Below are 20,809 nucleotides of genomic sequence, written 5' to 3'. Positions count from 1 at the left end.
GCCGTGAGCTCTCTCCCGCCTTCCGCCGCCGCCCCGCGCCCCGCGCAGATCCTCGTCATCGACGACGAACCCGACCTGCGCACGCTCTACGAACTCACGCTGCTGCGTGAAGGCTACCGGGTGGAAGCCGCAGGCAGCGTGTCCGAAGCCTGGCAGCATCTCGAAGCCGGCCGCTTCGACGCCGTGATCACCGACATGCGGCTGCCCGACGGCGAAGGCATGGAGATCATTCACCGCATCCAGAAAGACCAGCGCAGCGAGCGTTGCGTGGTCATGACCGCCTACGGCTCGGCCGAGAACGCGGTCGAGGCGCTGAAGGCCGGCGCCTTCGACTACCTCACGAAGCCGGTCGACCTGAAGCAGTTCCGCGCCGTGGTGGCGTCGGCCGTGCAGGCCAACCGCGCGGCGGTGGTCGTGCCGCAGAAGGCGCCGCCGCAGGCCGCCGGCCAGGGCGGCGAGCGTCCCGATGTGCTGGCCGTGACGCGCAGCGGCGCCACCGCGCTCGACCGGCTGGTCGGCGACTCCGACCCGATGCGCCTCGTGAAGTCGCGCATCGCCAAGGTGGCGCGCGGCATGGCGCCGGTGCTGGTGCGCGGCGAATCGGGCACCGGCAAGGAGCTGGTCGCGCGCGCCGTGCACGGCTGCAGCCAGCGCAGCGAAGGCCCCTTCGTCGCGGTGAACTGCGGCGCGATCCCCGAGAACCTGCTCGAGGCCGAGTTCTTCGGCGCCAAGAAGGGCTCGTACACCGGCTCCTCGCAGGACCGCGACGGCTACTTCCAGGCGGCGCGCGACGGCACGCTGTTCCTCGACGAAATCGGCGACCTGCCGCTGGCCATGCAGTCGAAGCTGCTGCGCGCCATCCAGGAACGCAGCGTGCGCGCCATCGGCTCGACGCAGGAAGACGCGGTCGACGTGCGCATCGTGAGCGCCACCCATAAAGACCTGCACGCCGAGGTGCTGGCCGGCCGCTTCCGGCAGGACCTGTTCTACCGGCTCAACGTGATCGAGATCGCCGTGCCCGCGCTGCGCGAGCGCCGCGAAGACCTGCCTGCGCTGTGCACCGCGCTGCTCGCGCGCATCGCGCAGGACGGCGGCCTGCCCGTGCCGCGCCTGTCCGACGCGGTGCTGCAGCGCCTGGCCCAGCACCCACTCGACGGCAACGTGCGCGAGCTCGAGAACCTGCTGCACCGCGCCGTGGCGCTGAACGACGGCGACGAGCTGCACATCGACCTGATGGGCGCGATGACGCCGATGCCGGCCGCGCCGCGCAGCGAATCCGCCGAAGCGCCAGCCGCCGTTGCGGTGGCTGCGGCCGCCGCGCCGGCGGTCGAGCCCAAGCCCGCGCCGCCGCCGCTGCCCTCCGACCTGCAAGCCTGGCTCGACCAGCAGGAGCGCGAGATCCTCGTGCGCGCGCTGCACGAAAGCGGCTTCAACCGCACGGCCGCCGCCGCGCGGCTGGGCATGAGCCTGCGCCAGATCCGCTACCGCATCGCGCGCCTGGGCATCTCCACGCCCAACGGCGACGACGGTGCCACCGCGCATGCCGACGACTGACGACCTCGCCACGACACCGGCCGGCGACGACAGACTTTGGCGCGCCGGCTGGTACCGCTTCGCCAAGGCCCTGCCCTCGCCCAACTTCGGCCCGCGCCCTGTCGGCGCGCAGACCGACCTGATCGTGCTGCATTCCATCAGCCTGCCACCGGGCGAATACGGCGGCGACGCCGTGCAGCAGCTCTTCACCAACCGGCTCGACTGGGACGCGCACCCGTACTTCCAGTCGATCCGCGGGCTCGAGGTGTCCTCGCATTTCTATGTGCGACGCAACGGCGAGCTCTGGCAGTTCGTGAGCTGCGAGGACCGCGCCTGGCATGCCGGCGTGTCGTCGTGGCGCGGACGCACCAACTGCAACGACGACTCCGTCGGCATCGAGCTCGAAGGCCTCGAGGGCGAACGCTTCGAGGAGGCGCAGTACGAGACGCTGGCCAGCCTGTGCGCCGCGCTCGCGCAGCACTACGCCATCGCCCACATCGCCGGCCACGAGCACATCGCGCCCGGTCGCAAGCAGGACCCCGGCGCCGGTTTCGACTGGCGCCTGCTGCGCGAACAGCTCGGCTGGAATCCACAGATGTTTCCCGAGCAGGTGGTCGCGCGCTAATTTTTTCAATCGCTCCGTGGCCCGCGATGCGCCGCTCTCGCAGCGCAGCAATCTCGCAAGCGCAGGCACGCGACGTAGCAACCATGCGGGCTGCAGGCCCAAATCGCCTTGCAAGCCGCGCCCCGTGCGGGTTGCGCCACCATGGGCCAGTATTCACGCGGCATCGCTGGCGATGCGCTGAGTGCGGCGCAATTCCTGTATGGGTTGCGTCCATAGGAAAACACTACCTGTAGTGGCTTGTAGGGCACAGACACCCTAGATATAGTGTCTTCCCGTTCGGCAACAACGCCGACGCAAGGCCCGCGAGGCCTTGCCAACCAACAAGAATTGCACAACCGAGAGGAAGCGAATGCAAACTGCACTGAACACCCCGTCGACCCCCCGCGCCGTCCCCGCGACGCCGCAGCAGCAACAAGACACTGCGGGCTCGCCCACCGGTCAGAACCTCGCGCACTACCAGATCATCCGCCGCAACGGCGCCGTCGTTCCCTTCGAGCCGAACAAGATCGCCATCGCCATGATGAAGGCCTTCCTGGCGGTGCACGGCACCCAGGGCGCGGCTTCCGCCAGCGTGCGCGAGACCGTCGACACGCTGACGCAAGGCGTGATCCGCGCCATGGTCCGCTCGCGTCCGGGCGGCGGCACCTTCCACATCGAAGACGTGCAGGACCAGGTCGAGCTCGGCCTGATGCGCGGCGGCCACCATGAAATCGCGCGCGCCTACGTGCTGTACCGCGAACGCCGCACCCAGGAACGCTCGAAGCAAGGCGAGCAGGACGTGCCCGCCGCGCCGGCGCTGCACGTGCTCGACAACGGCGAGCGCGTGGCGCTGGACCTGAACGAGCTCAAGGGCCTGATCGAATCGGCCTGCCAGGGCCTGGGCGACAGCATCACCGCCGCCCCCATCGTCGCCGAGACGATGCGCAACCTGTACGACGGCGTGCCGCTGGACGAGGTCTACAAGGCCTCCATCCTGGCCGCCCGCACGCTGATCGAGAAGGACCCCGACTACACCTTCGCCACCGCGCGCCTGCTGCTGCACACGATCTTCAAGGAAATCATCGGCCGCGAAGTGATGCCGGTCGAGCGCGCCACCGCCTACGCCGACTACTTCCCGCAGTTCATCAAGAAGGGCGTCGAAAACGAGCTACTCGACGAGAAGCTGCTGCAGTACGACCTGCCCCGCCTGGGCGCCGCCCTGAAGGCCGAGCGCGACAACCAGTTCGACTACCTGGGCCTGCAGACGCTGTACGACCGCTACTTCCTGCACGTGCGCAAGACCCGCATCGAACTGCCGCAGGCGTTCTTCATGCGCGTGGCCATGGGCCTGTCGCTGAACGAAATCGACCGCGAAGCCCGCGCCATCGAGTTCTACGAAGTGCTGTCGTCGTTCGACTTCATGTCGAGCACGCCCACCCTGTTCAACGCCGGCACGCTGCGCTCGCAGCTGTCCAGCTGCTACCTGACCACCGTGCCCGACGACCTGGACGGCATCTACGAGTCGATCAAGGAAAACGCACTGCTGTCGAAGTTCGCCGGCGGCCTGGGCAACGACTGGACCCGCGTGCGCGCACTGGGCAGCCACATCAAGGGCACCAACGGCGAATCGCAGGGCGTGGTGCCGTTCCTGAAGGTGGTGAACGACACGGCCGTGGCCGTCAACCAAGGCGGCAAGCGCAAGGGCGCCGTCTGCACGTACCTGGAAACCTGGCACCTCGACATCGAGGAGTTCCTGGAGCTGCGCAAGAACACCGGCGACGACCGCCGCCGCACGCACGACATGAACACCGCCAACTGGATCCCCGACCTGTTCATGCGCCGCGTGATGGAAAAGGGCACCTGGACGCTGTTCTCGCCCTCCAACGTGCCTGACCTGCACGACCTGTTCGGCGCCGACTTCGAGAAGGCCTACGTCGCCTACGAAGAGAAGGCCGCCCGCGGCGAGATCAAGCCCGCGCGCACCCTCCAGGCCTCGGACCTGTGGCGCAAGATGCTCACGATGCTGTTCGAGACCGGCCATCCCTGGATCACGTTCAAGGACGCCTGCAACGTGCGCTCGCCGCAGCAGCACGCCGGCGTCGTGCACTCGTCGAACCTGTGCACCGAGATCACGCTGAACACCAGCGACACCGAAACCGCCGTGTGCAACCTGGGTTCCGTGAACCTGCTGCAGCACCTGAAGGACGGCAAGGTCGACCAGGAAAAGCTCAAGCGCACCATCTCGACCGCGATGCGCATGCTCGACAACGTGATCGACATCAACTACTACGCCGTGAAGAAGGCGCGCGACTCGAACCTGCGCCACCGTCCGGTCGGCCTGGGCCTGATGGGCTTCCAGGACGCGCTGTACGAACTGCGCATTCCCTACGCCTCGCAGGAAGCCGTGCAGTTCGCCGACGAGTCGATGGAAGCCATCTGCTACCACGCCTACTGGGCCTCGACCGAGCTGGCCAAGGAACGCGGCAAGTACTCCAGCTACAAGGGCTCGCTGTGGGACAAGGGCATCCTGCCGATCGACTCGCTCGACCTGCTCGAGAAGGCCCGCGGCGGCTACGTCGAAGTGGACCGCTCGGCCACCCTCGACTGGGATTCGCTGCGCGCCAAGATCAAGGCCGACGGCATGCGCAATTCGAACTGCGTGGCCATCGCCCCCACGGCGACCATCTCGAACATCATCGGCGTGGACGCCTCGATCGAACCCTGCTTCGGCAACCTGTCGGTCAAGTCGAACCTGTCGGGCGAGTTCACCGTGATCAACCACTACCTGGTGCGCGACCTGAAGCGCCTGGGCCTGTGGGACGACGTGATGGTCATGGACCTGAAGCACTTCGACGGCTCGCTGCGTCCCATCGACCGCGTGCCGCAGGACGTGAAGGCGCTGTACGCCACCGCGTTCGAAGTCGAGACGACGTGGCTGGTGGAAGCCGCCGCGCGTCGCCAGAAGTGGATCGACCAAGCGCAGTCGCTGAACATCTACATGGCCGGCGCCTCGGGCAAGAAGCTCGACGACACCTACAAGCTCGCCTGGCTGCGCGGCCTGAAGACCACGTACTACCTGCGCACGCAGAGCGCGACGCACGCTGAAAAGTCGACGGTGCAATCGGGCCGTCTCAACGCGGTGTCGTCGGGCAACGACGCACCCTCGGGCATGAGCGCACTCGAAGCCGCCGCTGCTGCAGCGAAGGCACAGATGAGCGCGATGCCCGCCACCGACATCGCGTTCTGCGGTGTCGACGATCCGACCTGCGAAGCCTGCCAGTGATGTGCAAGTGAAGCGTCAACACACAAGACGCTTCGATCGATCAGCGAGGTGCTCGCACAATTGAAAAGCGCGCGACGTTCAATCAATCAAGGCATTGACTGACGTCGCGCGATGCATGCGAGCAACATAACAACCCCATAAATGGCGCACGATGTGAACGAGCACTTTGCAACTCACATCGTTGCTCCGATAATTGCGCATTGGATTTTTCTATGTTGACCTGGGACGAAGAAGTCAAGCCCTCCTTACCAAAGGATATGCAACAAGGATTGCAGCAGCACCACGCATCGACCGGCGGTCTTTCCGCTGGCCGCGCGGTCGCCGCTCCGACTTCGTCGCTTGCACAACCCGCCACTGCCACCGTACCGGTGGCCGCCGCTGCAGGCCAGCGCGTCAAGGCTTCCGACAAGCGGATCATCAACGGCCAGACCGACGTCAACCAGTTGGTGCCGTTCAAGTACAAGTGGGCCTGGGAAAAGTACCTCGCCACCTGCGCCAACCACTGGATGCCGCAAGAGGTGAACATGACGCGCGACATCGCGTTGTGGAAAGACCCGAACGGCCTGACCGAAGACGAGCGCCGCATCGTCAAGCGCAACCTCGGCTTCTTCGTGACCGCCGACTCGCTGGCCGCCAACAACATCGTGCTGGGCACCTACCGCCACATCACGGCCCCCGAGTGCCGCCAGTTCCTGCTGCGCCAGGCCTTCGAGGAAGCGATCCACACGCACGCGTACCAGTACATCGTCGAGTCGCTCGGCCTGGACGAGAGCGAGATCTTCAACGCCTACAACGAAGTGCCGTCGATCCGCGAGAAGGACCAGTTCCTGATCCCGTTCATCGACGCCATCAGCGACCCGAACTTCAAGACCGGCACGCACGAGACCGACCAGACGCTGCTCAAGTCGCTCATCGTGTTCGCCTGCCTGATGGAAGGTCTCTTCTTCTACGTCGGCTTCACGCAGATCCTTGCGCTGGGCCGTCAGAACAAGATGACCGGCGCTGCCGAGCAGTACCAGTACATCCTGCGCGACGAGTCGATGCACTGCAATTTCGGCATCGACCTGATCAACCAGCTCAAGCTCGAGAATCCTGGCCTGTGGACCGCAGAGTTCAAGGCCGAGATCAAGGACCTCTTCATGAAGGCCGTCGAGCTCGAATACAAATACGCCGAAGACACCATGCCGCGTGGCGTGCTCGGCATGAACGCCTCCATGTTCAAGGGCTACCTGCGCTACATCGCCAACCGGCGCGCGCAGCAGATCGGCCTCGAAACGCTCTTCCCGAACGAGGAAAACCCGTTCCCCTGGATGAGCGAAATGATTGACCTGAAGAAAGAGCGCAACTTTTTCGAAACCCGCGTGATCGAGTACCAGTCGGGTGGTGCGCTCTCCTGGGATTGAATTTTTCGATACACAACAATTCATGAATTCAAGAATTGCCCTTGCCACCGACTGCGCCAAAGAGCGCGGCATGGACGAGGGCTCAGGTGTTCATGGTGCTGGGGCTCAGATTCCAACGCCATGAATCGCTTCACGCTCCCAACGCGCGTGGAGTGCTTCAATAGGTTGATTTTTTCAACTTGATCAAGGAGAAATAGAAATGGCAACTGCAAAGAAAGCGCCGGCCAAGAAGGCCGCTGCAAAGAAGGCTCCGGCTAAGAAGGCTGTCGCCGCGAAGAAGGCTCCGGCAAAGAAGGTCGCTGCCAAGAAGGCTCCGGCTAAGAAGGCTGTCGCCAAGAAGGTCGTAGCGAAGAAGGCTCCGGCAAAGAAGGTCGCGGCCAAGAAGGTTGCAGCCAAGAAGGTCGTAGCGAAGAAGGCTGCACCGGCGAAGAAGGCCGCTGCCAAGAAGGCTCCGGCAAAGAAGGCCGCCGCCAAGAAGGCGCCTGCCAAGAAGGCCGTAGCGAAGAAGGCGCCTGCCAAGAAGGCTGCTGCCAAGAAGGCCCCTGCGAAGAAGGCTGCCGCCAAGAAGGCCCCTGCCAAGAAGGCCGCGGCCAAGAAAGCCGCGAAAAAGCCCGCTGCCAAGCCTGCCGCTGCTGCCAAGAAGCCTGCTGCCAAGAAGGCCGCCGCGCCTGCGAAGGCTGCCGTAGCGCCTGCCCCTGCGGCGCAAACGACGCTGAATCCCCAGGCAGCCTGGCCGTTTCCGACGGCCAGCAAGCCCTGAGTGAATTCTCAGCGGCCTTGAAAGGCACGAAGCCCGGCACCGCAAGGTGCCGGGCTTTTTTCATGGGCGCCCGCTGTCGCCGAATCGCCGAAGCGATGCGGGCAGGTCGTCAGCGAATCACAGGTCGAGCGTCGCGCGATCGATCTGGTAGTTCTGCGGTCCGCGCTGCGCGATCTTGAGCGCGCCAATGCGGTTGCCGAGGGCTGCGCAGCGCGCCAGCGGCCATTCCTTTTCCAGGCCGTACAGCAGGCCGCCGCGCCACGCGTCGCCGCAGCCCGTGGGCTCGACCACGGCCGTGGGCGTCATGCCGGGCACGTGCTCGCGCTCGCCGCCGGTCCACACTTCACAGCCCTCGGCCGCCAGCGTGACCACGAGGCCGCGCACGCGCTGCGAGATCTCGGCCAGGCTCCAGCCGGTGCGCTGCGACAGCATCTTGCCTTCGTAGTCGTTGACGACGACCCAGCTCGCGAGCTCGATGAAGTGACGCAGTGCATCGCCGTCGAACATCGGCAGGCCCTGGCCCGGATCGAACACGAAGGGAATGCCGGCGACAGCGAATTGCTCGGCGTGCTGCAGCATCGCCTCGCGGCCGTCGGGCGCGATGATGCCGAGCTTGATGTCCTCGCGCGCCACCACCTTCGTGATGTGCGCCTGCTGCATCGCGCCGGGATGGAACGCCGTGATCTGGTTGTTGTCCGTGTCGTTCATGATCATCGCCTGCGCGGTGAAGGTGTCGTCGAGCTGACGCACGAACTCCGTGCTGATGCCCAGCGTGCGCATGCGCTCAGCGTAGTCGGCGCCGTCGCTGCCCAGCGTGGCCATCGGCAGCGCCGTGCCGCCCAGGGCGTTGAGGCTGTAGGCGATGTTGCCGGCGCAGCCACCGAAGTCACGGCGCAGGCCCGGCACCAGGAACGACACATTCAGGATGTGCAGCTGGTCCGGCAGGATCTGGTCGGCGAACCGGCCTTCGAAAGTCATGATGGTGTCGAACGCGAGGGAACCGCAAATCACTGCTGCCATGGGTGGACCGTAGGTTGGATGAGAAAGGGAACGAACGGCGCGCGTGTCGGCGCTCCGTTCAGGGATAGAAAGCCTCGACGCGGTAGCCCGCGATCGGCGGCAGTGCCGCCGCCTCGCTGGCCGACAGGGTCAGCGGCAGCGAGGCCGCGCGGTCGGCACGCGCCGCCAGCACGCCCGGCGCGCCGTAGTCGTTGGGCGTCAGCACGCGCCGCACGACGGCCTGCTCCTGCGTGTCGAGCAGCGACAGTTCGATGGCCGGCATGGCGAGCGGCACGGTCGCCGCATTGCGCAAGGTGAAGCTCAGACGGTAGTCGTTGCCGCCGCTCTTCTCGCGCGCGAAGGCCGCGCCCTCGATCACGATGTCGCCGATCTGGCGCAGCGCCGCAAGCTCGCAGCCGGTGTACTGGCACAGCGCCGACAGGGCGGGCCGCAGGTTCGGCTGGCGTGCCACGATGCCGTCGCGCTCGTGGCGAACGATCTGCACGATGAGAACCAACGCCGCGAGCACGGCCAGCAGCACGAGCAGACGACGCACGCCCTTGCGCTGCCAGAAGCCGACAGCCTTTTCGGTCGGCTCGTCTTCTTCGGCGAAGGGATGCGCTTCAGGCGCATCGAAGGTCGCGGAGAGCGAGAAATCCGGCTCGCCTTCGGCACGGATGCCAGGGCCCGGCAGCGGCGCGGCGGCCTCTTCGTGCTGCGCGTCACGCGCCTTGGCGTTCGCGATCTTGGCCGACTTGGCGCGCGCACGGCGCAGCGCCTTCTGGATCAGGAGCTGGTCGTGGTCCTTCTCTTCCTGCTCGCGCTCCGCGGCCGCGCCATCGTCGTTCTCGCCGGTCGCGGCAACCAGCCCGCGCAGCGCTGAGCTGCGCGGCAGGTCGGGCAAGGGCGGCGCAGGCGGCGGCGATGCGGGCGGCGGCGCGCCGAGGTTCAGGTCGATGTTCGGAAACGGCGGCAGCGAACTCGCGGGCGGACGCCATGCGGGCTCGGTGGCATCGAGATCGGACCAGGGTTCGTCCGCGGCGAGGCCGTGTGCGGGCAGCGTCAGCTCGAAAGGCAGCGGGGATGCAGCCGGCGCGACGTTGGTGGCGGCGGTCGACAACCCGGCCTCGTCTTGAGGGGCAGGCGGTGGCGCCTGCGGCTCGGACTCGTCATCGAGAAAGTCGGCCTCCTCGACCGCCGGCCGTGCGGCCGCCAGGTCGATGCGCGCATCCTCGAAAGACGCCACCAGTGCGGCCATCGAAGACATCGGCGAAGGTGACGACGTGGGCGCGGGTGCCGGCGCGGCGGATGCGGACACCGCACCATCGGGCGCCTCCTGCAGGTCGAGCGTGGCATCGAACACATGGCTGCAGCGGCCGCAGCGCACCCAGCCGTCCGAGATGCGAAGCTGGTCGCGCACCACCTTGAAGGTGGTGGTGCAGGCGGGGCAACGCGTGACGAGGCTCATGACCGGGCGATTGTAGGGTTGGGCCCTCGCCACGCAGGCAGGTGCCCGGGGCACCCGCGGTGCGAGCGCCCGGCCGCGCGCTTCAGCAGCGCGCGGTCATGAGGATCCAGCCGTCCTCGGTGTCGCTGACTTCGAGCGCGGCGTACGGCGCGTAGGCCGCCTTGAGCTCGTCGGCCTGGCGCTCGAGGATGCCGGCCAGCACCAGCGAACCGCCAGCGGCCACATGGCTGCGCAGCAGCGGCGCCAGCACCTTGAGCGGCGTCGCGAGGATGTTGGCGAGCACCGTCTGGTACTCGCCCTTCGCTGCTTCGGGCAGACCCGCGTTCAGCTGCACACCGTTGGCCTCGGCGTTGAGCCGGGTCGAGGAGACCGCGGCTTCGTCGATGTCGACGGCGTCGATGTTGCGCGCGCCGAACTTGGCCGCGCCGATGGCCAGGATGCCGGAGCCGCAGCCGTAGTCGAGCACGCGCTGGTCGGCAAAGGCGCCCTCGCCTTGCGTCGCGATCCAGCGCAGGCACATGCGCGTGGTCGGGTGCGTGCCCGTGCCGAAGGCCAGGCCCGGATCGAGCCGGATCACCTGCTTGGCCTGCGCGGGCGGCTCGTGCCAGGTGGGCACGATCCAGAACTCGGGCGTGATCTCGACCGGTGCGAACTGCGATTGCGTGAGCCGCACCCAGTCCTGATCAGGCACCGGCGCCACGCCGAGCACCGCGCAGCCTTCGAAGAAGTCCTGCAGCGCGAGCACCGAGGCCGCCTCGTTGGCGGCATCTTCATCGGGGAACAGCGCGATCACGCGCGAACGCTGCCAGCCCTCCTTGGGCGGCGGCATGCCGGGCTCGCCGAACAGAGCCTGCTCGGCATCGGTCTGCGCATCGGCGTCTTCGACCGACACGCTCAGCGCATCGAGTGCGTCGAGCGCATCGCCGAGCATTTCGACCCGGTCTTCCGGCGCCATGAGGCGGAGTTCAAACATACAGGGCGTTGCGCGTGGACTCAGCGCTTGTGCGCTGCGAGCCACTCTTCCAGGTAGTGGATGTTCGTGCCGCCGCTCATGAACTTGGCGTCGACCATCAACTCGCGGTGCAGCGGCATGTTGGTCTGGATGCCTTCGATCACCGTCTCGTTCAGGGCCGTGCGCATGCGCGCCATGGCCTGTTCGCGGGTGTCGCCGTACACGATGATCTTGCCGATCATCGAGTCGTAGTTTGGGGGCACGAAGTAGTTGGTGTACACGTGCGAGTCGACGCGCACGCCCGGGCCGCCCGGCGGGTGCCACATGGTGATTCGACCCGGCGACGGCGTGAACTTCCACGGGTCTTCGGCGTTGATGCGCACCTCGATGGCGTGGCCGCGCATCTCGATCTGGCGCTGCGTGAACGGCAGCTTCTCGCCGGCGGCGACCATGATCTGCGTCTTCACGATGTCGATGCCGGTGGTGAACTCCGTGACCGGATGCTCCACCTGCACGCGCGTGTTCATCTCGATGAAGTAGAACTCGCCGTTCTCGTACAGGAACTCGAAGGTGCCGGCGCCGCGGTAGCCGATCTTCTTGCAGGCGGTGGCGCAACGCTCGCCGATCTTCTCGATCAGCTTGCGCGGAATGCCGGGGGCCGGCGATTCCTCGATCACCTTCTGGTGGCGGCGCTGCATGGAGCAGTCGCGCTCGCCCAGGTAGACGGCGTTCTTGTGCTTGTCCGCGAGGATCTGGATTTCGATGTGGCGCGGGTTCTGGAGAAACTTCTCCATGTACACGGCCGGATTGTTGAAGGCCGCGGCGGCTTCCGCCTTGGTCATCTGGATCGCGTTGACCAGCGCCGCCTCGGTGTGCACCACGCGCATGCCGCGGCCACCGCCGCCGCCTGCCGCCTTGATGATCACCGGGTAGCCGATCGCACGGGCGATGCGCTTGTTGGTGGCGGCGTCGTCCGACAGTTCGCCTTCCGAGCCGGGCACGCAGGGCACGCCGGCCTTGATCATGGCCTGCTTGGCCGAGACCTTGTCACCCATCGTGCGGATGTTGTCGGGCGTCGGGCCGATGAACTGGAAGCCGCTTTGCTCCACGCGTTCGGCGAAATTGGCGTTCTCGCTCAGGAAACCGTAGCCGGGGTGGATGGCTTCGGCGTCGGTCACCTCGGCGGCCGAGATGATGGCCGGCATGTTGAGGTAGCTCAGGCCCGAAGGCGCCGGGCCGATGCACACGGCTTCCTGCGCCAGCTTGACGTACTTGGCTTCGCGATCGGCTTCGGAATAGACCATCACGGCCTTGATGCCCATTTCGCTGCAAGCGCGCTGGATCCGAAGGGCGATCTCCCCCCGGTTTGCAACCAGAATCTTCTTGAACATGCTTACTCGATGATGAACAGCGGCTGGCCGTATTCGACCGCCTGGCCGTTTTCGCCGAGGATCTGCGTGACCGTGCCGGCCTTGTCGGCCTCGATTTCGTTGAGGATCTTCATCGCCTCGATGATGCAGAGCGTGTCGCCCTCGTTCACCTTGCTGCCGACTTCGACGAAGGCCGCGGCGCCCGGGCTGGACGAACGGTAGAAGGTGCCGACCATCGGCGACTTCACGGCATGGCCGCTCGGTGCGGCTTCGACGGCAGGGGCTGCGGCGGCCGGGGCAACAGCACCGGCCACGGCGGGCGCTGCCACGGCGGGCGCGGCGGCCAGGGTCTGCACGTACTGCACGGGGGCGGCACCGCCACCCTTGACGATGCGGACCTTGCCTTCGGTCTCGGTGATTTCCAGTTCGGAAATATTCGATTCGGACACCAGATCGATCAGTGTCTTGAGTTTGCGCAGATCCATGGGACTCCAGTGCCAGCTTTGCCGGTCTTTAGGAAAGAACTTGACCGAAAACCGTCGATTTTCGGCGTTTGGCGTCTAACGCCAGCTTGTGTATTTAAATTCTAACCGTGAACAAGTTGGCGTCGCCAAGCGTCCAGGTCGGTCGTTTCAAGCTTGCCCATTTTACGAGCCAGCACCGAACCGTCGGCATGGAGCACCAAGGTGAACGGCAGGCCGCCCCCGGTGTTGCCCAGATTCTTCACCAGTTCCATGCCTTGCAAACCGGCCAATGCGGTCGGGTAGGTGACCGGCGTGCGCTGCAGGAACTTGCGCACCGCACTGGGCTGGTCGATGGCCAATCCCACCACTTGCCAGCCGTTGGCGCCGTGTTCGCGGAAAAAGGCGTCGATCATCGGCATTTCTTCGACGCAGGGCGGGCACCACGTGGCCCAGAAGTTGAGCAGCACGGGCTTGCCGCGCAGGCTCGACAGGACCAGCTCGCCGCCCTCGGGGCGCTCGAAGCGCTGGTCCCAGAACATGGCGGCATCGAGCTTTTCGCCGCCGGTGGCCGCGACGCCGCTGTCATTGCGCTCCCGCCACCAGGCGCCGGCAATGCCGGCCGCGGCAGCGACTGCCGCCACGCCGGCATACAGCATGCCGCGTCGTGTGGGCGTTGAAGTCATTACTGGTCCTTTTCTTGTTCAATGCGTCGGCGCAGCGCGTTCAGGTCGCCGCGCGGCGCGCGCCCCTGGGCGTCGGGCTTGAGGGCACCGCGCAGGTCGTCGAGGTCGTACACCAGCAGGTGCACCCCGATTTCCTCGCCCAGCGCCCGGCTCGGCGCGTGGACGCTGAGGGCTTCGACCTGCTCGCCATGGAAGCCGGTCACCATGCGCGGCTCGTAGTCCACGTGGTGATCGATCAGGGCGATTTCGGCCGACTTGGAATCATCGCAGAACAATTGAATATAAATGTCTGACAAACGTGTGGCCGTGCCGTGCCAGACGGCGCCGCCCACATGCGGCCGGAACACGGCCATGCGCTCCATCCACTCGAGCGCGAGCAGACGCAGTGCGTGCAATTCCTGGGGCTGGGTGTCGGCGCAGAAGACCGCGATGTAGTCGCGCACCTCGGCCTCGACCTCGTCGTTGCTGGGCAGCGCGGTGCGCGCCGGGAGGCCGAGTTCGCGCAGTGCCCGGCGCTTGGCCGGGCCGTACTCAAGCCCCTCCTCGACGACGAGTCGGGCGGCAACGGCGGCGATTTCACGCTTGGACGTGTCCATCGGGGCATTTTGCCCGCTGCGGACGTCCCTCACATGAACATCAGTACGGCGCCCGGGGCGAAGCCGCCGGGGCACCCGCAGCGCCTCCCTAGAATCGGCCGATGCACATTCATATTCTGGGTATCTGCGGCACGTTCATGGGTGGTGTGGCCGCCCTCGCACGCGAAGCAGGCCACCGGGTCACGGGCTGCGACGCCGGCGTGTACCCCCCGATGAGCGACCAGCTGCGCGCGCTCGGCATCGACCTGATCGAAGGCTTCGGCGCCGACCAGCTGGCCCTCGCCCCCGACATGTTCGTGGTCGGCAACGTGGTCTCGCGGGCGCGGCTGCCCGACGGCAGCCCCAAGTTCCCGCTGATGGAAGCCATCCTGGACACCGGCAAGCCCTACACCAGCGGCCCGCAGTGGCTGGCTGAGCACGTGCTGCAGGGCCGCCATGTGCTGGCCGTGGCCGGCACGCATGGCAAGACGACCACCACCTCGATGCTGGCCTGGGTGCTCGAACAGAGCGGCAAGGCGCCCGGCTTCCTGGTCGGCGGTGTGCCGCTGGACTTCGGCGTGTCGGCCCGATTGGGCGACGGCCCGGCCTTCGTGATCGAGGCCGACGAGTACGACACCGCCTTCTTCGACAAGCGCAGCAAGTTCGTTCATTACCGGCCGCGCACCGCGGTGCTGAACAACCTGGAGTTCGATCACGCCGACATCTTTGACGATCTGGCCGCCATCGAGCGCCAGTTCCATCACCTCGTGCGCACCGTGCCCGGCACCGGGCGCCTGGTGGTGAACGCCACCGAAGAGAGCCTGCAGCGCGTGCTGGCCCAGGGCTGCTGGAGCGAACTCGCCCGTTTCGGCGACGGCGGCCCGGCCACGGAATGGCAGGCGCGCGGCACGCACGACGCCTTCGACGTGCTGCACCGGGGCGAGTTGGTCGGCCGGGTCGAGTGGGAACTCTCGGGCCTGCACAACCAGATGAACGCGCTGGCCGCCATCGCGGCAGCCGACCATGTGGGCGTGCCGCCGGCCGACGCGGCCCGTGCGCTCGGGCGCTTTCGCAACGTGCGCCGGCGCATGGAGCTGCGCGGCACGGTCGAAGGCCAGGGCGGCGCGATCACCGTCTACGACGACTTCGCCCACCACCCCACCGCGATCCGCACCACGCTCGACGGGCTGCGCAAGAAACTCGACGACGCCGGCAAGCAAAGTGAGCGCATCCTCGCGGCTTTCGAACCGCGCAGCAACACGATGAAGCTGGGCGTGATGGCCGCGCAACTGCCGTGGAGCCTGGAATCGGCCGACCTGTCGTTCTGCCACACGGCCGGCCTCGACTGGGACGCCGCCGCCGCGCTGGCACCGATGGGCGCACGCGCCCAGGTCGCCGGCGCCATCGAGCCGCTGGTCCAGCAGGTGGTGGCCGCGGCGCGGCCCGGCGATCACATCGTCTGCATGAGCAACGGCGGCTTCGGCGGCGTGCACGAGAAACTGCTGGACGCCCTGCGCGCCGCCCACGGATGATGAACGGCATGCGCGCGCGTGAGCTGATCGACACCCTGAAGCTCCAGCCCCACCCCGAGGGCGGCTGGTATGCCGAGGTGTTCCGGTCGGCCGCGAGCGTGACGCCCGCCGACGGTCGCGCGCCGCGCAGCGCGCTGACCAGCATCTATTTCCTGCTCGAAGTTCACCAGCATTCGCGCTGGCACCGCGTGCTGTCCGATGAAGTCTGGGTGCATCTGGAAGGCGTGCCGCTGGCGCTGTGGACCTGCGACGCCGCGATGCGGACCGCGCCGGCCCACGTGAAGCTGGGGCCGGTCGATGTGCACGGCACCCGGCCACAGCACGTGGTGCCCGCCGGCCAGTGGCAGGCCGCGCGCCCGATCCAGGGCCACGCAGCCGGCGACTACACGCTGGTCGCCTGCATGGTCGGGCCGGGCTTCGACTTCGCGGATTTCTCGCTGGTACCGCAGGGCAGCGACGAAGCGGCGTCGATGCGGCACCACTGGCCCGACCTGGCCAGCATGCTGTAACTAATAGCGCTTCAGCCCCGGCGCTGCTTGACGGCTTGAGACAGCGTCTCGAGCACCTGCACCGAATCGTCCCAGCCGATGCACGCATCGGTGATGCTCTTGCCGTACTCCAGGCCCGAGAGCTGGTCCTTGCCCGGCGTGAACTTCTGGGCGCCCGCCTGCAGGTGGCTTTCGATCATCACGCCGAACACGCGCTTCGACCCGCCGGCGATCTGGCCGGCGATGTCCTTGGCCACGTCGATCTGCTTCTGGTGCTGCTTGGAGCTGTTGGCGTGGCTGCAGTCGACCATGAGCGTGGGCGGCAGCTTGGCGGCTTCGAGGTCCTTGCAGGCCGCTTCGACGCTGGCGGCGTCGTAGTTCGGCGTCTTGCCGCCGCGCAGGATCACGTGGCAGTCGCGGTTGCCGTTGGTCTGCACGATCGCGACCTGGCCGTTCTTGTGCACCGACAGGAAGTGGTGGCCGCGCGCCGCCGCCTGGATGGCGTCGGTGGCGATGCGGATGTTGCCGTCGGTGCCGTTCTTGAAGCCGATGGGCGCCGACAGGCCCGAGGCCAGCTCGCGGTGCACCTGGCTTTCGGTGGTGCGCGCACCGATGGCGCCCCAGGCGATCAGGTCGCCGATGTACTGCGGCGAGATCACGTCGAGGAACTCGCTGCCCGCCGGCAGGCCCAGGCGGTTGATGTCGATCAGCAGCTGGCGCGCGATGCGCAGGCCTTCGTCGATGCGGTAGCTCTCGTCCAGGTACGGATCGTTGATGAGCCCCTTCCAGCCGACCGTGGTGCGCGGCTTCTCGAAGTACACGCGCATCACGATCTCCAGCGTGCCGGCGTACTTGTCGCGCTCGGCCTTGAGGCGGCGGGCGTACTCGAGGGCAGCGGCCGGGTCGTGGATCGAACACGGGCCCATGATCACCAGCAGCCGGTCGTCCTTGCCGGCCATGATGTTGTGGATGCCGCGGCGGGTGCCGGTGATCAGCGTTTCGATCGGCGTACCGCGGATCGGGAAGAAGCGGATCAGATGTTCGGGAGGGGGGAGCACGTTGATGTCCTTGATGCGTTCGTCGTCGGTCTTGCTGGTTTTTTCGACGCTCGCATACCAGCTGTCGCCGGCGGGAGGGGTGTTCGTGCTCATGGTTCTCTTCCTTGTTGGTGTGAATGAAAAATCGTCAGGGCATAAAAAAACCGCCGGGGGCTGGAAGCCACCGGCGGTTCTGGGAGGGTGTTCGTTTGCTTTACGCGCTCGCCTCTCGTCCGCCGGAAACCGGGAACCAAAAGTAGGCAAAAAAGTAAGCGCGGAGGGCGGACATGTGGGCGGAATGTAGCACGGAAAACAAAAGCCCGGCCAGGCGGCCGGGTCGGTGTTGTTTTTACCTGTAGCCCGATTCGTTGGCGTTGTGAATGATCCAGATCAGGTTGCCGCTGCTGAAATCGCCCATGCCGCCGCCCGCGAAGATCAGGCGGCCCTGGCCCTTGTAGGTCATCTCGAAGCGATGGCGATCACTGCCGAAGTAGAACGGAATCCAGGCCTTGCCGGTGATGTAGGCGCCCTGGTCGGTGGGCTGGCCGGCGAGGTCGGTGACCTGCTTGGTGCTCATGCCGATCTGCAGGCGCGTGAACTTGCTGTTGCGCGCCGGGTTGCCGGTGATCTCGCCTTCGAAACCATTCAGGCCCTTGACGGTGCGGCCGCTGCCGGCCTCGACCTTGGAAGAATCCACCACGTTGCCGCGCGCGTCCATGCCGGCCTTCGAACCGCTGGGCGCCGCGGGCGCGGCGGCGGCCGGGGCGGGTGCCGGTGCGGCGGCGGGCTGGCTGCCCGAACCGCCGCGCGATGCGCAACCGGCTGTGGCCAGCGCGAGCACGGCGGTCACGGCCCACAGCACGGCGGGCGAATTGATCCTGTTCCCCATTGAAATGCTCCTTGATTCGTCGTTCGCAAAAAGGAGCGCAGCTTAGCAACCGAATGAAACAACCGGCAAGTGCCGAAAGTCCTAAGCCGTTCCACCTACCGTCAGGCCGTCGATGCGAAGGGTCGGTTGGCCGACGCCCACGGGCACGCTCTGGCCTTCCTTGCCGCAGGTGCCGACGCCCGAATCGAGCGCCATGTCGTTGCCGATCATGGTCACGCGGGTGAGCGCGTCGGGGCCGTTGCCCACGATGGTCGCGCCCTTCACCGGGTACTGGATCTTGCCGTTCTCGACCCAGAAGGCCTCGCTGGCCGAGAACACGAACTTGCCGCTCGTGATGTCCACCTGCCCGCCGCCGAAGTTGGTGGCGTACAGGCCCTTCTTGATGCTGGCGACGATTTCCTGCGGGTCCTTGTCGCCGCCGAGCATGTAGGTGTTGGTCATGCGCGGCATCGGCACGTGGGCGTAGCTCTCGCGGCGGCCGTTGCCCGTGGGCTTGACCTTCATGAGGCGCGCGTTCATCGAGTCCTGGATGTAGCCCTTGAGGATGCCGTCCTCGATCAGCACGTTGCGCTGGCTGGCGTGGCCTTCGTCGTCCACGTTGAGCGAGCCGCGGCGGTCGGCGATGGTGCCGTCGTCGAGCACCGTGACGCCCTTGGCCGCCACGCGCTGGCCGATGCGGCCCGAGAACGCGCTCGAGCCCTTGCGGTTGAAGTCGCCCTCCAGGCCGTGGCCGATGGCTTCGTGCAGCAGGATGCCGGGCCAGCCCGAACCGAGCACCACGGTCATCTCGCCGGCCGGGGCCGGACGCGCGTCGAGGTTGGTCAGCGCGGCCTTCACGGCGTGGTCGACGTACTCGGCGATCTGCGCGTCGGTGAAGTAGGCCAGGCCGAAGCGCCCGCCGCCGCCGCCCGAGCCGACCTCGCGGCGCCCGTTCTGCTCGGCGATCACGGTGACCGACAGCCGCACCAGCGGCCGCACGTCGGCCGCCAGCGTGCCGTCAGCGCGCGCCACCATCACGACGTCGTACTCGCTGGCCAGGCCGGCCATGACCTGCGCCACGCGCGGGTCGCGCGAGCGGGCGAGCTGCTCGACCTTCTCGAGCAGCTTCACCTTGGCCGTGCTGTCGAGCGTGGCGATGGGGTCGATGCCGCCGTAGAGCGAGCGGCTGGAGGCGATCTTGCGCGGCACGGTCTTCACACGCGCGGTGCGACCGGCGGAGGAAATGGAACGCACCGTGCGTGCCGCGTCGAGCAGCGAGGCCTCGGAGATGTCGTCCGAGTAGGCAAAGGCGGTTTTCTCGCCGCTCACGGCGCGCACGCCGACGCCCTGGTCGATGCTGAAGCTGCCGGTCTTGACGATGCCTTCCTCGAGGCTCCAGCCTTCACTGCGGGTGTACTGGAAGTACAGGTCGGCATCGTCCACGCGGTGCGCGGTGATCTCGGCCAGGGCCTTGCTCAGGTGCGATTCGTCCAGGCCGAACGGCGTGAGCAGGAGCTGTTGCGCCGTGGCGAGGCGCTCGATGGTGGGTTCGCGGGAGATCATGACTGCCATTCTAGGCAGCCGCCCCCGTCCGTGCCGCCCCGGGGGACTCTAGTTCTGGGCGAGTTTGCGGGCCCGCGCGATCGACATCAGGATGCCCAGCCCCAGCCCCAGCGTGACCATGGCGGTGCCGCCGTAGCTGATGAACGGCAGCGGCACGCCCACCACGGGCAGGATGCCGCTGACCATGCCCATGTTCACGAAGGCGTAGGTGAAGAAGATCATGGTCACCGCCCCGGCCAGCAGGCGCGAGAACAGCGTGGGCGCGTTCAGCGCGATGGTCAGCCCGCGGAAGATCAGCAGGATGAAGGCCGCGATCAGCGCCAGGTTGCCGATCAGGCCAAATTCCTCGGAGTACGCCGCGAAGATGAAGTCGGTGGTGCGCTCGGGAATGAATTCGAGGTGCGTCTGCGTGCCCTGCATGAAGCCCTTGCCGCCCACGCCGCCCGAGCCGATGGCGATCATCCCCTGGATGATGTGGAAGCCCTTGCCCAGCGGGTCCTTGCTGGGGTCGAGCAGCGTGCACACGCGCTGCTTCTGGTAGTCGTGCAGCACACGCCAGTCGACGCCATCGACGCACAGCTGCGACTCGAAACCCACGATCAGCGTGATGGCCACCGCGCCGAGCACCACCGGCGGCACGATCAGCTTCCACGGCAGCCCGGCAAAGAAGATCACCGCCAGCCCGGCCGCCAGCACCAGCAGCGAGGTGCCCAGGTCGGGCTGCTTCATGATGAGCCCGACGGGCACCGCCAGCAGCAGCGTCGCCACCACGAAGTCGAGCGGGCGCAACTGGCCTTCGCGGCGCTGGAACCACCAGGCCAGCATCAGCGGCATCGCGATCTTGAGGATTTCGCTGGGCTGGATCACCACGCCCACGTTGATCCAGCGCTGGGCGCCCTTCTTGGTGATGCCGAACAGCGCCACCGCAATCAGCAACGCCACCCCGGCCGCATACAGCGGCACGGCGAAAGCCATGAGCCGCTGTGGCGGCACCTGCGCCACCACGAACATGATGCCGCCGGCCAGCAGCATGTTGCGGCCATGGTCGAGAAAGCGCGTGCCATGGTCGTAGCCGGAGGAATACATGGTGAGCAGCCCGGCAAAGGCGAGCAGCATCACGGCAAAGGCCAGGAAGCCGTCGAAGCCCTGGAAGATGGGCGCTATGCGACGCGCCAGGGAGGGCTGGTTGAACACGGCAGACATGATGGGGGCGGATTATCCCCGCCC

The 20,809-nt window shown here is 66.8% G+C and carries 18 protein-coding genes; 7 read left to right on the top strand and 11 right to left on the bottom strand.

The genetic code is table 11. The features are described 5' to 3' along the window. Positions 1-3 precede the first annotated feature (3 nt). The 5 genes from AC07XP_RS09015 (at position 4) to AC07XP_RS08995 (ending at position 7,583) form a co-directional block, all read left to right on the top strand. On the top strand, positions 4-1,554 hold the full coding sequence (locus tag AC07XP_RS09015) for a sigma-54-dependent transcriptional regulator (RefSeq protein WP_495264412.1): 1,551 nt from the start codon (positions 4-6) through the stop codon (positions 1,552-1,554). Next, on the top strand, positions 1,541-2,158 hold the full coding sequence (gene ampD / locus AC07XP_RS09010) for a 1,6-anhydro-N-acetylmuramyl-L-alanine amidase AmpD (RefSeq protein WP_495264411.1): 618 nt from the start codon (positions 1,541-1,543) through the stop codon (positions 2,156-2,158). The genes AC07XP_RS09015 and ampD overlap by 14 nt, the downstream gene beginning before the upstream one ends. Positions 2,159-2,507: 349 nt before the next feature. After that, entirely contained in the window at positions 2,508-5,420 is a 2,913-nt protein-coding gene (locus AC07XP_RS09005) for a ribonucleoside-diphosphate reductase subunit alpha (protein WP_062480342.1), read from the top strand. Between the two features lie 212 nt (positions 5,421-5,632). Next, complete coding sequence (locus tag AC07XP_RS09000; protein ID WP_495264410.1) at positions 5,633-6,823, top strand: ribonucleotide-diphosphate reductase subunit beta; 1,191 nt, start codon at positions 5,633-5,635, stop codon at positions 6,821-6,823. A gap of 199 nt (positions 6,824-7,022) precedes the next feature. Next, on the top strand, positions 7,023-7,583 hold the full coding sequence (locus AC07XP_RS08995; protein ID WP_056575601.1) for a histone H1-like DNA-binding protein: 561 nt from the start codon (positions 7,023-7,025) through the stop codon (positions 7,581-7,583). Positions 7,584-7,700: 117 nt separating this feature from the next. On the opposite strand, the gene AC07XP_RS08990 is transcribed toward AC07XP_RS08995, so the two are convergent. The 7 genes from AC07XP_RS08990 to AC07XP_RS08960 form a co-directional block, all read right to left on the bottom strand. Next, the gene (locus AC07XP_RS08990) at positions 7,701-8,603 is read right to left on the bottom strand and encodes a carbohydrate kinase family protein (RefSeq protein ID WP_495264409.1); all 903 of its coding nucleotides are present in this window, start codon (positions 8,601-8,603) and stop codon (positions 7,701-7,703) included. A gap of 58 nt (positions 8,604-8,661) precedes the next feature. After that, positions 8,662-10,050: a zinc-ribbon and DUF3426 domain-containing protein gene (locus AC07XP_RS08985; RefSeq protein ID WP_495264408.1), complete on the bottom strand. Its 1,389-nt coding sequence runs from the start codon at positions 10,048-10,050 to the stop codon at positions 8,662-8,664. A gap of 82 nt (positions 10,051-10,132) precedes the next feature. Further along, positions 10,133-11,023, bottom strand: a complete 891-nt coding sequence (gene prmA / locus AC07XP_RS08980; protein WP_070060112.1) for a 50S ribosomal protein L11 methyltransferase — start codon at positions 11,021-11,023, stop codon at positions 10,133-10,135. A gap of 20 nt (positions 11,024-11,043) precedes the next feature. Beyond that, a complete protein-coding gene (gene accC, locus AC07XP_RS08975; RefSeq protein ID WP_062480332.1) occupies positions 11,044-12,393 on the bottom strand; it encodes an acetyl-CoA carboxylase biotin carboxylase subunit in 1,350 nt (449 codons plus the stop codon). Between the two features lie 2 nt (positions 12,394-12,395). Beyond that, positions 12,396-12,857, bottom strand: a complete 462-nt coding sequence (gene accB, locus AC07XP_RS08970) for an acetyl-CoA carboxylase biotin carboxyl carrier protein (protein WP_139703021.1) — start codon at positions 12,855-12,857, stop codon at positions 12,396-12,398. Positions 12,858-12,958: 101 nt separating this feature from the next. Further along, positions 12,959-13,519: a TlpA family protein disulfide reductase gene (locus tag AC07XP_RS08965; protein WP_095948195.1), complete on the bottom strand. Its 561-nt coding sequence runs from the start codon at positions 13,517-13,519 to the stop codon at positions 12,959-12,961. Further along, positions 13,519-14,115, bottom strand: a complete 597-nt coding sequence (locus AC07XP_RS08960) for a hypothetical protein (protein ID WP_495264407.1) — start codon at positions 14,113-14,115, stop codon at positions 13,519-13,521. The genes AC07XP_RS08965 and AC07XP_RS08960 overlap by 1 nt, the downstream gene beginning before the upstream one ends. A 101-nt stretch (positions 14,116-14,216) precedes the next feature. Between AC07XP_RS08960 and mpl the strand changes: the two genes are divergently transcribed. Both mpl and AC07XP_RS08950 read left to right on the top strand, forming a co-directional pair. Further along, positions 14,217-15,626, top strand: coding sequence for a UDP-N-acetylmuramate:L-alanyl-gamma-D-glutamyl-meso-diaminopimelate ligase (gene mpl, locus AC07XP_RS08955; protein WP_495264406.1), 1,410 nt, complete (start codon positions 14,217-14,219; stop codon positions 15,624-15,626). After that, the gene (locus AC07XP_RS08950; protein ID WP_495264496.1) at positions 15,626-16,135 is read left to right on the top strand and encodes a cupin domain-containing protein; all 510 of its coding nucleotides are present in this window, start codon (positions 15,626-15,628) and stop codon (positions 16,133-16,135) included. Before mpl ends, AC07XP_RS08950 begins: the two co-directional genes overlap by 1 nt. An 11-nt stretch (positions 16,136-16,146) precedes the next feature. Here AC07XP_RS08950 and AC07XP_RS08945 read toward each other — a convergent pair whose 3' ends face one another. From AC07XP_RS08945 to rodA, 4 genes are all read right to left on the bottom strand, one after another. Then, entirely contained in the window at positions 16,147-17,265 is a 1,119-nt protein-coding gene (locus AC07XP_RS08945; RefSeq protein ID WP_062481230.1) for a 3-deoxy-7-phosphoheptulonate synthase, read from the bottom strand. Positions 17,266-17,500: 235 nt separating this feature from the next. Beyond that, positions 17,501-18,040: a hypothetical protein gene (locus tag AC07XP_RS08940; RefSeq protein ID WP_492733935.1), complete on the bottom strand. Its 540-nt coding sequence runs from the start codon at positions 18,038-18,040 to the stop codon at positions 17,501-17,503. Positions 18,041-18,121: 81 nt separating this feature from the next. Then, complete coding sequence (tldD, locus tag AC07XP_RS08935) at positions 18,122-19,582, bottom strand: metalloprotease TldD (RefSeq protein WP_095743620.1); 1,461 nt, start codon at positions 19,580-19,582, stop codon at positions 18,122-18,124. 48 nt (positions 19,583-19,630) lie between these two features. Then, complete coding sequence (gene rodA / locus AC07XP_RS08930; protein ID WP_062481224.1) at positions 19,631-20,785, bottom strand: rod shape-determining protein RodA; 1,155 nt, start codon at positions 20,783-20,785, stop codon at positions 19,631-19,633. Between the last annotated feature and the right edge of the window lie 24 nt (positions 20,786-20,809).

The organism is Variovorax sp. GW531-E2, assembly GCF_059423125.1.
The sequence above is the reverse complement of the archived record's forward strand: the minus strand, read 5'-3'. Positions and strand labels throughout refer to the sequence as shown.

Excerpts from the sequence above, each read along its gene's own strand:
- accC (WP_062480332.1), bottom strand. The coding sequence starts at position 12,393 with ATGTTCAAGAAGATTCTGGTTGCAAACCGGGGGGAGATCGCCCTTCGG.
- AC07XP_RS08940 (WP_492733935.1), bottom strand. The coding sequence starts at position 18,040 with ATGGGGAACAGGATCAATTCGCCCGCCGTGCTGTGGGCCGTGACCGCC.
- AC07XP_RS09005 (WP_062480342.1), top strand. The coding sequence starts at position 2,508 with ATGCAAACTGCACTGAACACCCCGTCGACCCCCCGCGCCGTCCCCGCG.
- AC07XP_RS08965 (WP_095948195.1), bottom strand. The coding sequence starts at position 13,519 with ATGACTTCAACGCCCACACGACGCGGCATGCTGTATGCCGGCGTGGCG.
- AC07XP_RS08945 (WP_062481230.1), bottom strand. The coding sequence starts at position 17,265 with ATGAGCACGAACACCCCTCCCGCCGGCGACAGCTGGTATGCGAGCGTC.
- AC07XP_RS09000 (WP_495264410.1), top strand. The coding sequence starts at position 5,633 with ATGTTGACCTGGGACGAAGAAGTCAAGCCCTCCTTACCAAAGGATATG.
- prmA (WP_070060112.1), bottom strand. The coding sequence starts at position 11,023 with ATGTTTGAACTCCGCCTCATGGCGCCGGAAGACCGGGTCGAAATGCTC.
- mpl (WP_495264406.1), top strand. The coding sequence starts at position 14,217 with ATGCACATTCATATTCTGGGTATCTGCGGCACGTTCATGGGTGGTGTG.
- AC07XP_RS08960 (WP_495264407.1), bottom strand. The coding sequence starts at position 14,115 with ATGGACACGTCCAAGCGTGAAATCGCCGCCGTTGCCGCCCGACTCGTC.
- AC07XP_RS08950 (WP_495264496.1), top strand. The coding sequence starts at position 15,626 with ATGAACGGCATGCGCGCGCGTGAGCTGATCGACACCCTGAAGCTCCAG.
- rodA (WP_062481224.1), bottom strand. The coding sequence starts at position 20,785 with ATGTCTGCCGTGTTCAACCAGCCCTCCCTGGCGCGTCGCATAGCGCCC.
- AC07XP_RS08995 (WP_056575601.1), top strand. The coding sequence starts at position 7,023 with ATGGCAACTGCAAAGAAAGCGCCGGCCAAGAAGGCCGCTGCAAAGAAG.
- AC07XP_RS08985 (WP_495264408.1), bottom strand. The coding sequence starts at position 10,050 with ATGAGCCTCGTCACGCGTTGCCCCGCCTGCACCACCACCTTCAAGGTG.
- tldD (WP_095743620.1), bottom strand. The coding sequence starts at position 19,582 with ATGATCTCCCGCGAACCCACCATCGAGCGCCTCGCCACGGCGCAACAG.
- accB (WP_139703021.1), bottom strand. The coding sequence starts at position 12,857 with ATGGATCTGCGCAAACTCAAGACACTGATCGATCTGGTGTCCGAATCG.
- AC07XP_RS08990 (WP_495264409.1), bottom strand. The coding sequence starts at position 8,603 with ATGGCAGCAGTGATTTGCGGTTCCCTCGCGTTCGACACCATCATGACT.
- ampD (WP_495264411.1), top strand. The coding sequence starts at position 1,541 with ATGCCGACGACTGACGACCTCGCCACGACACCGGCCGGCGACGACAGA.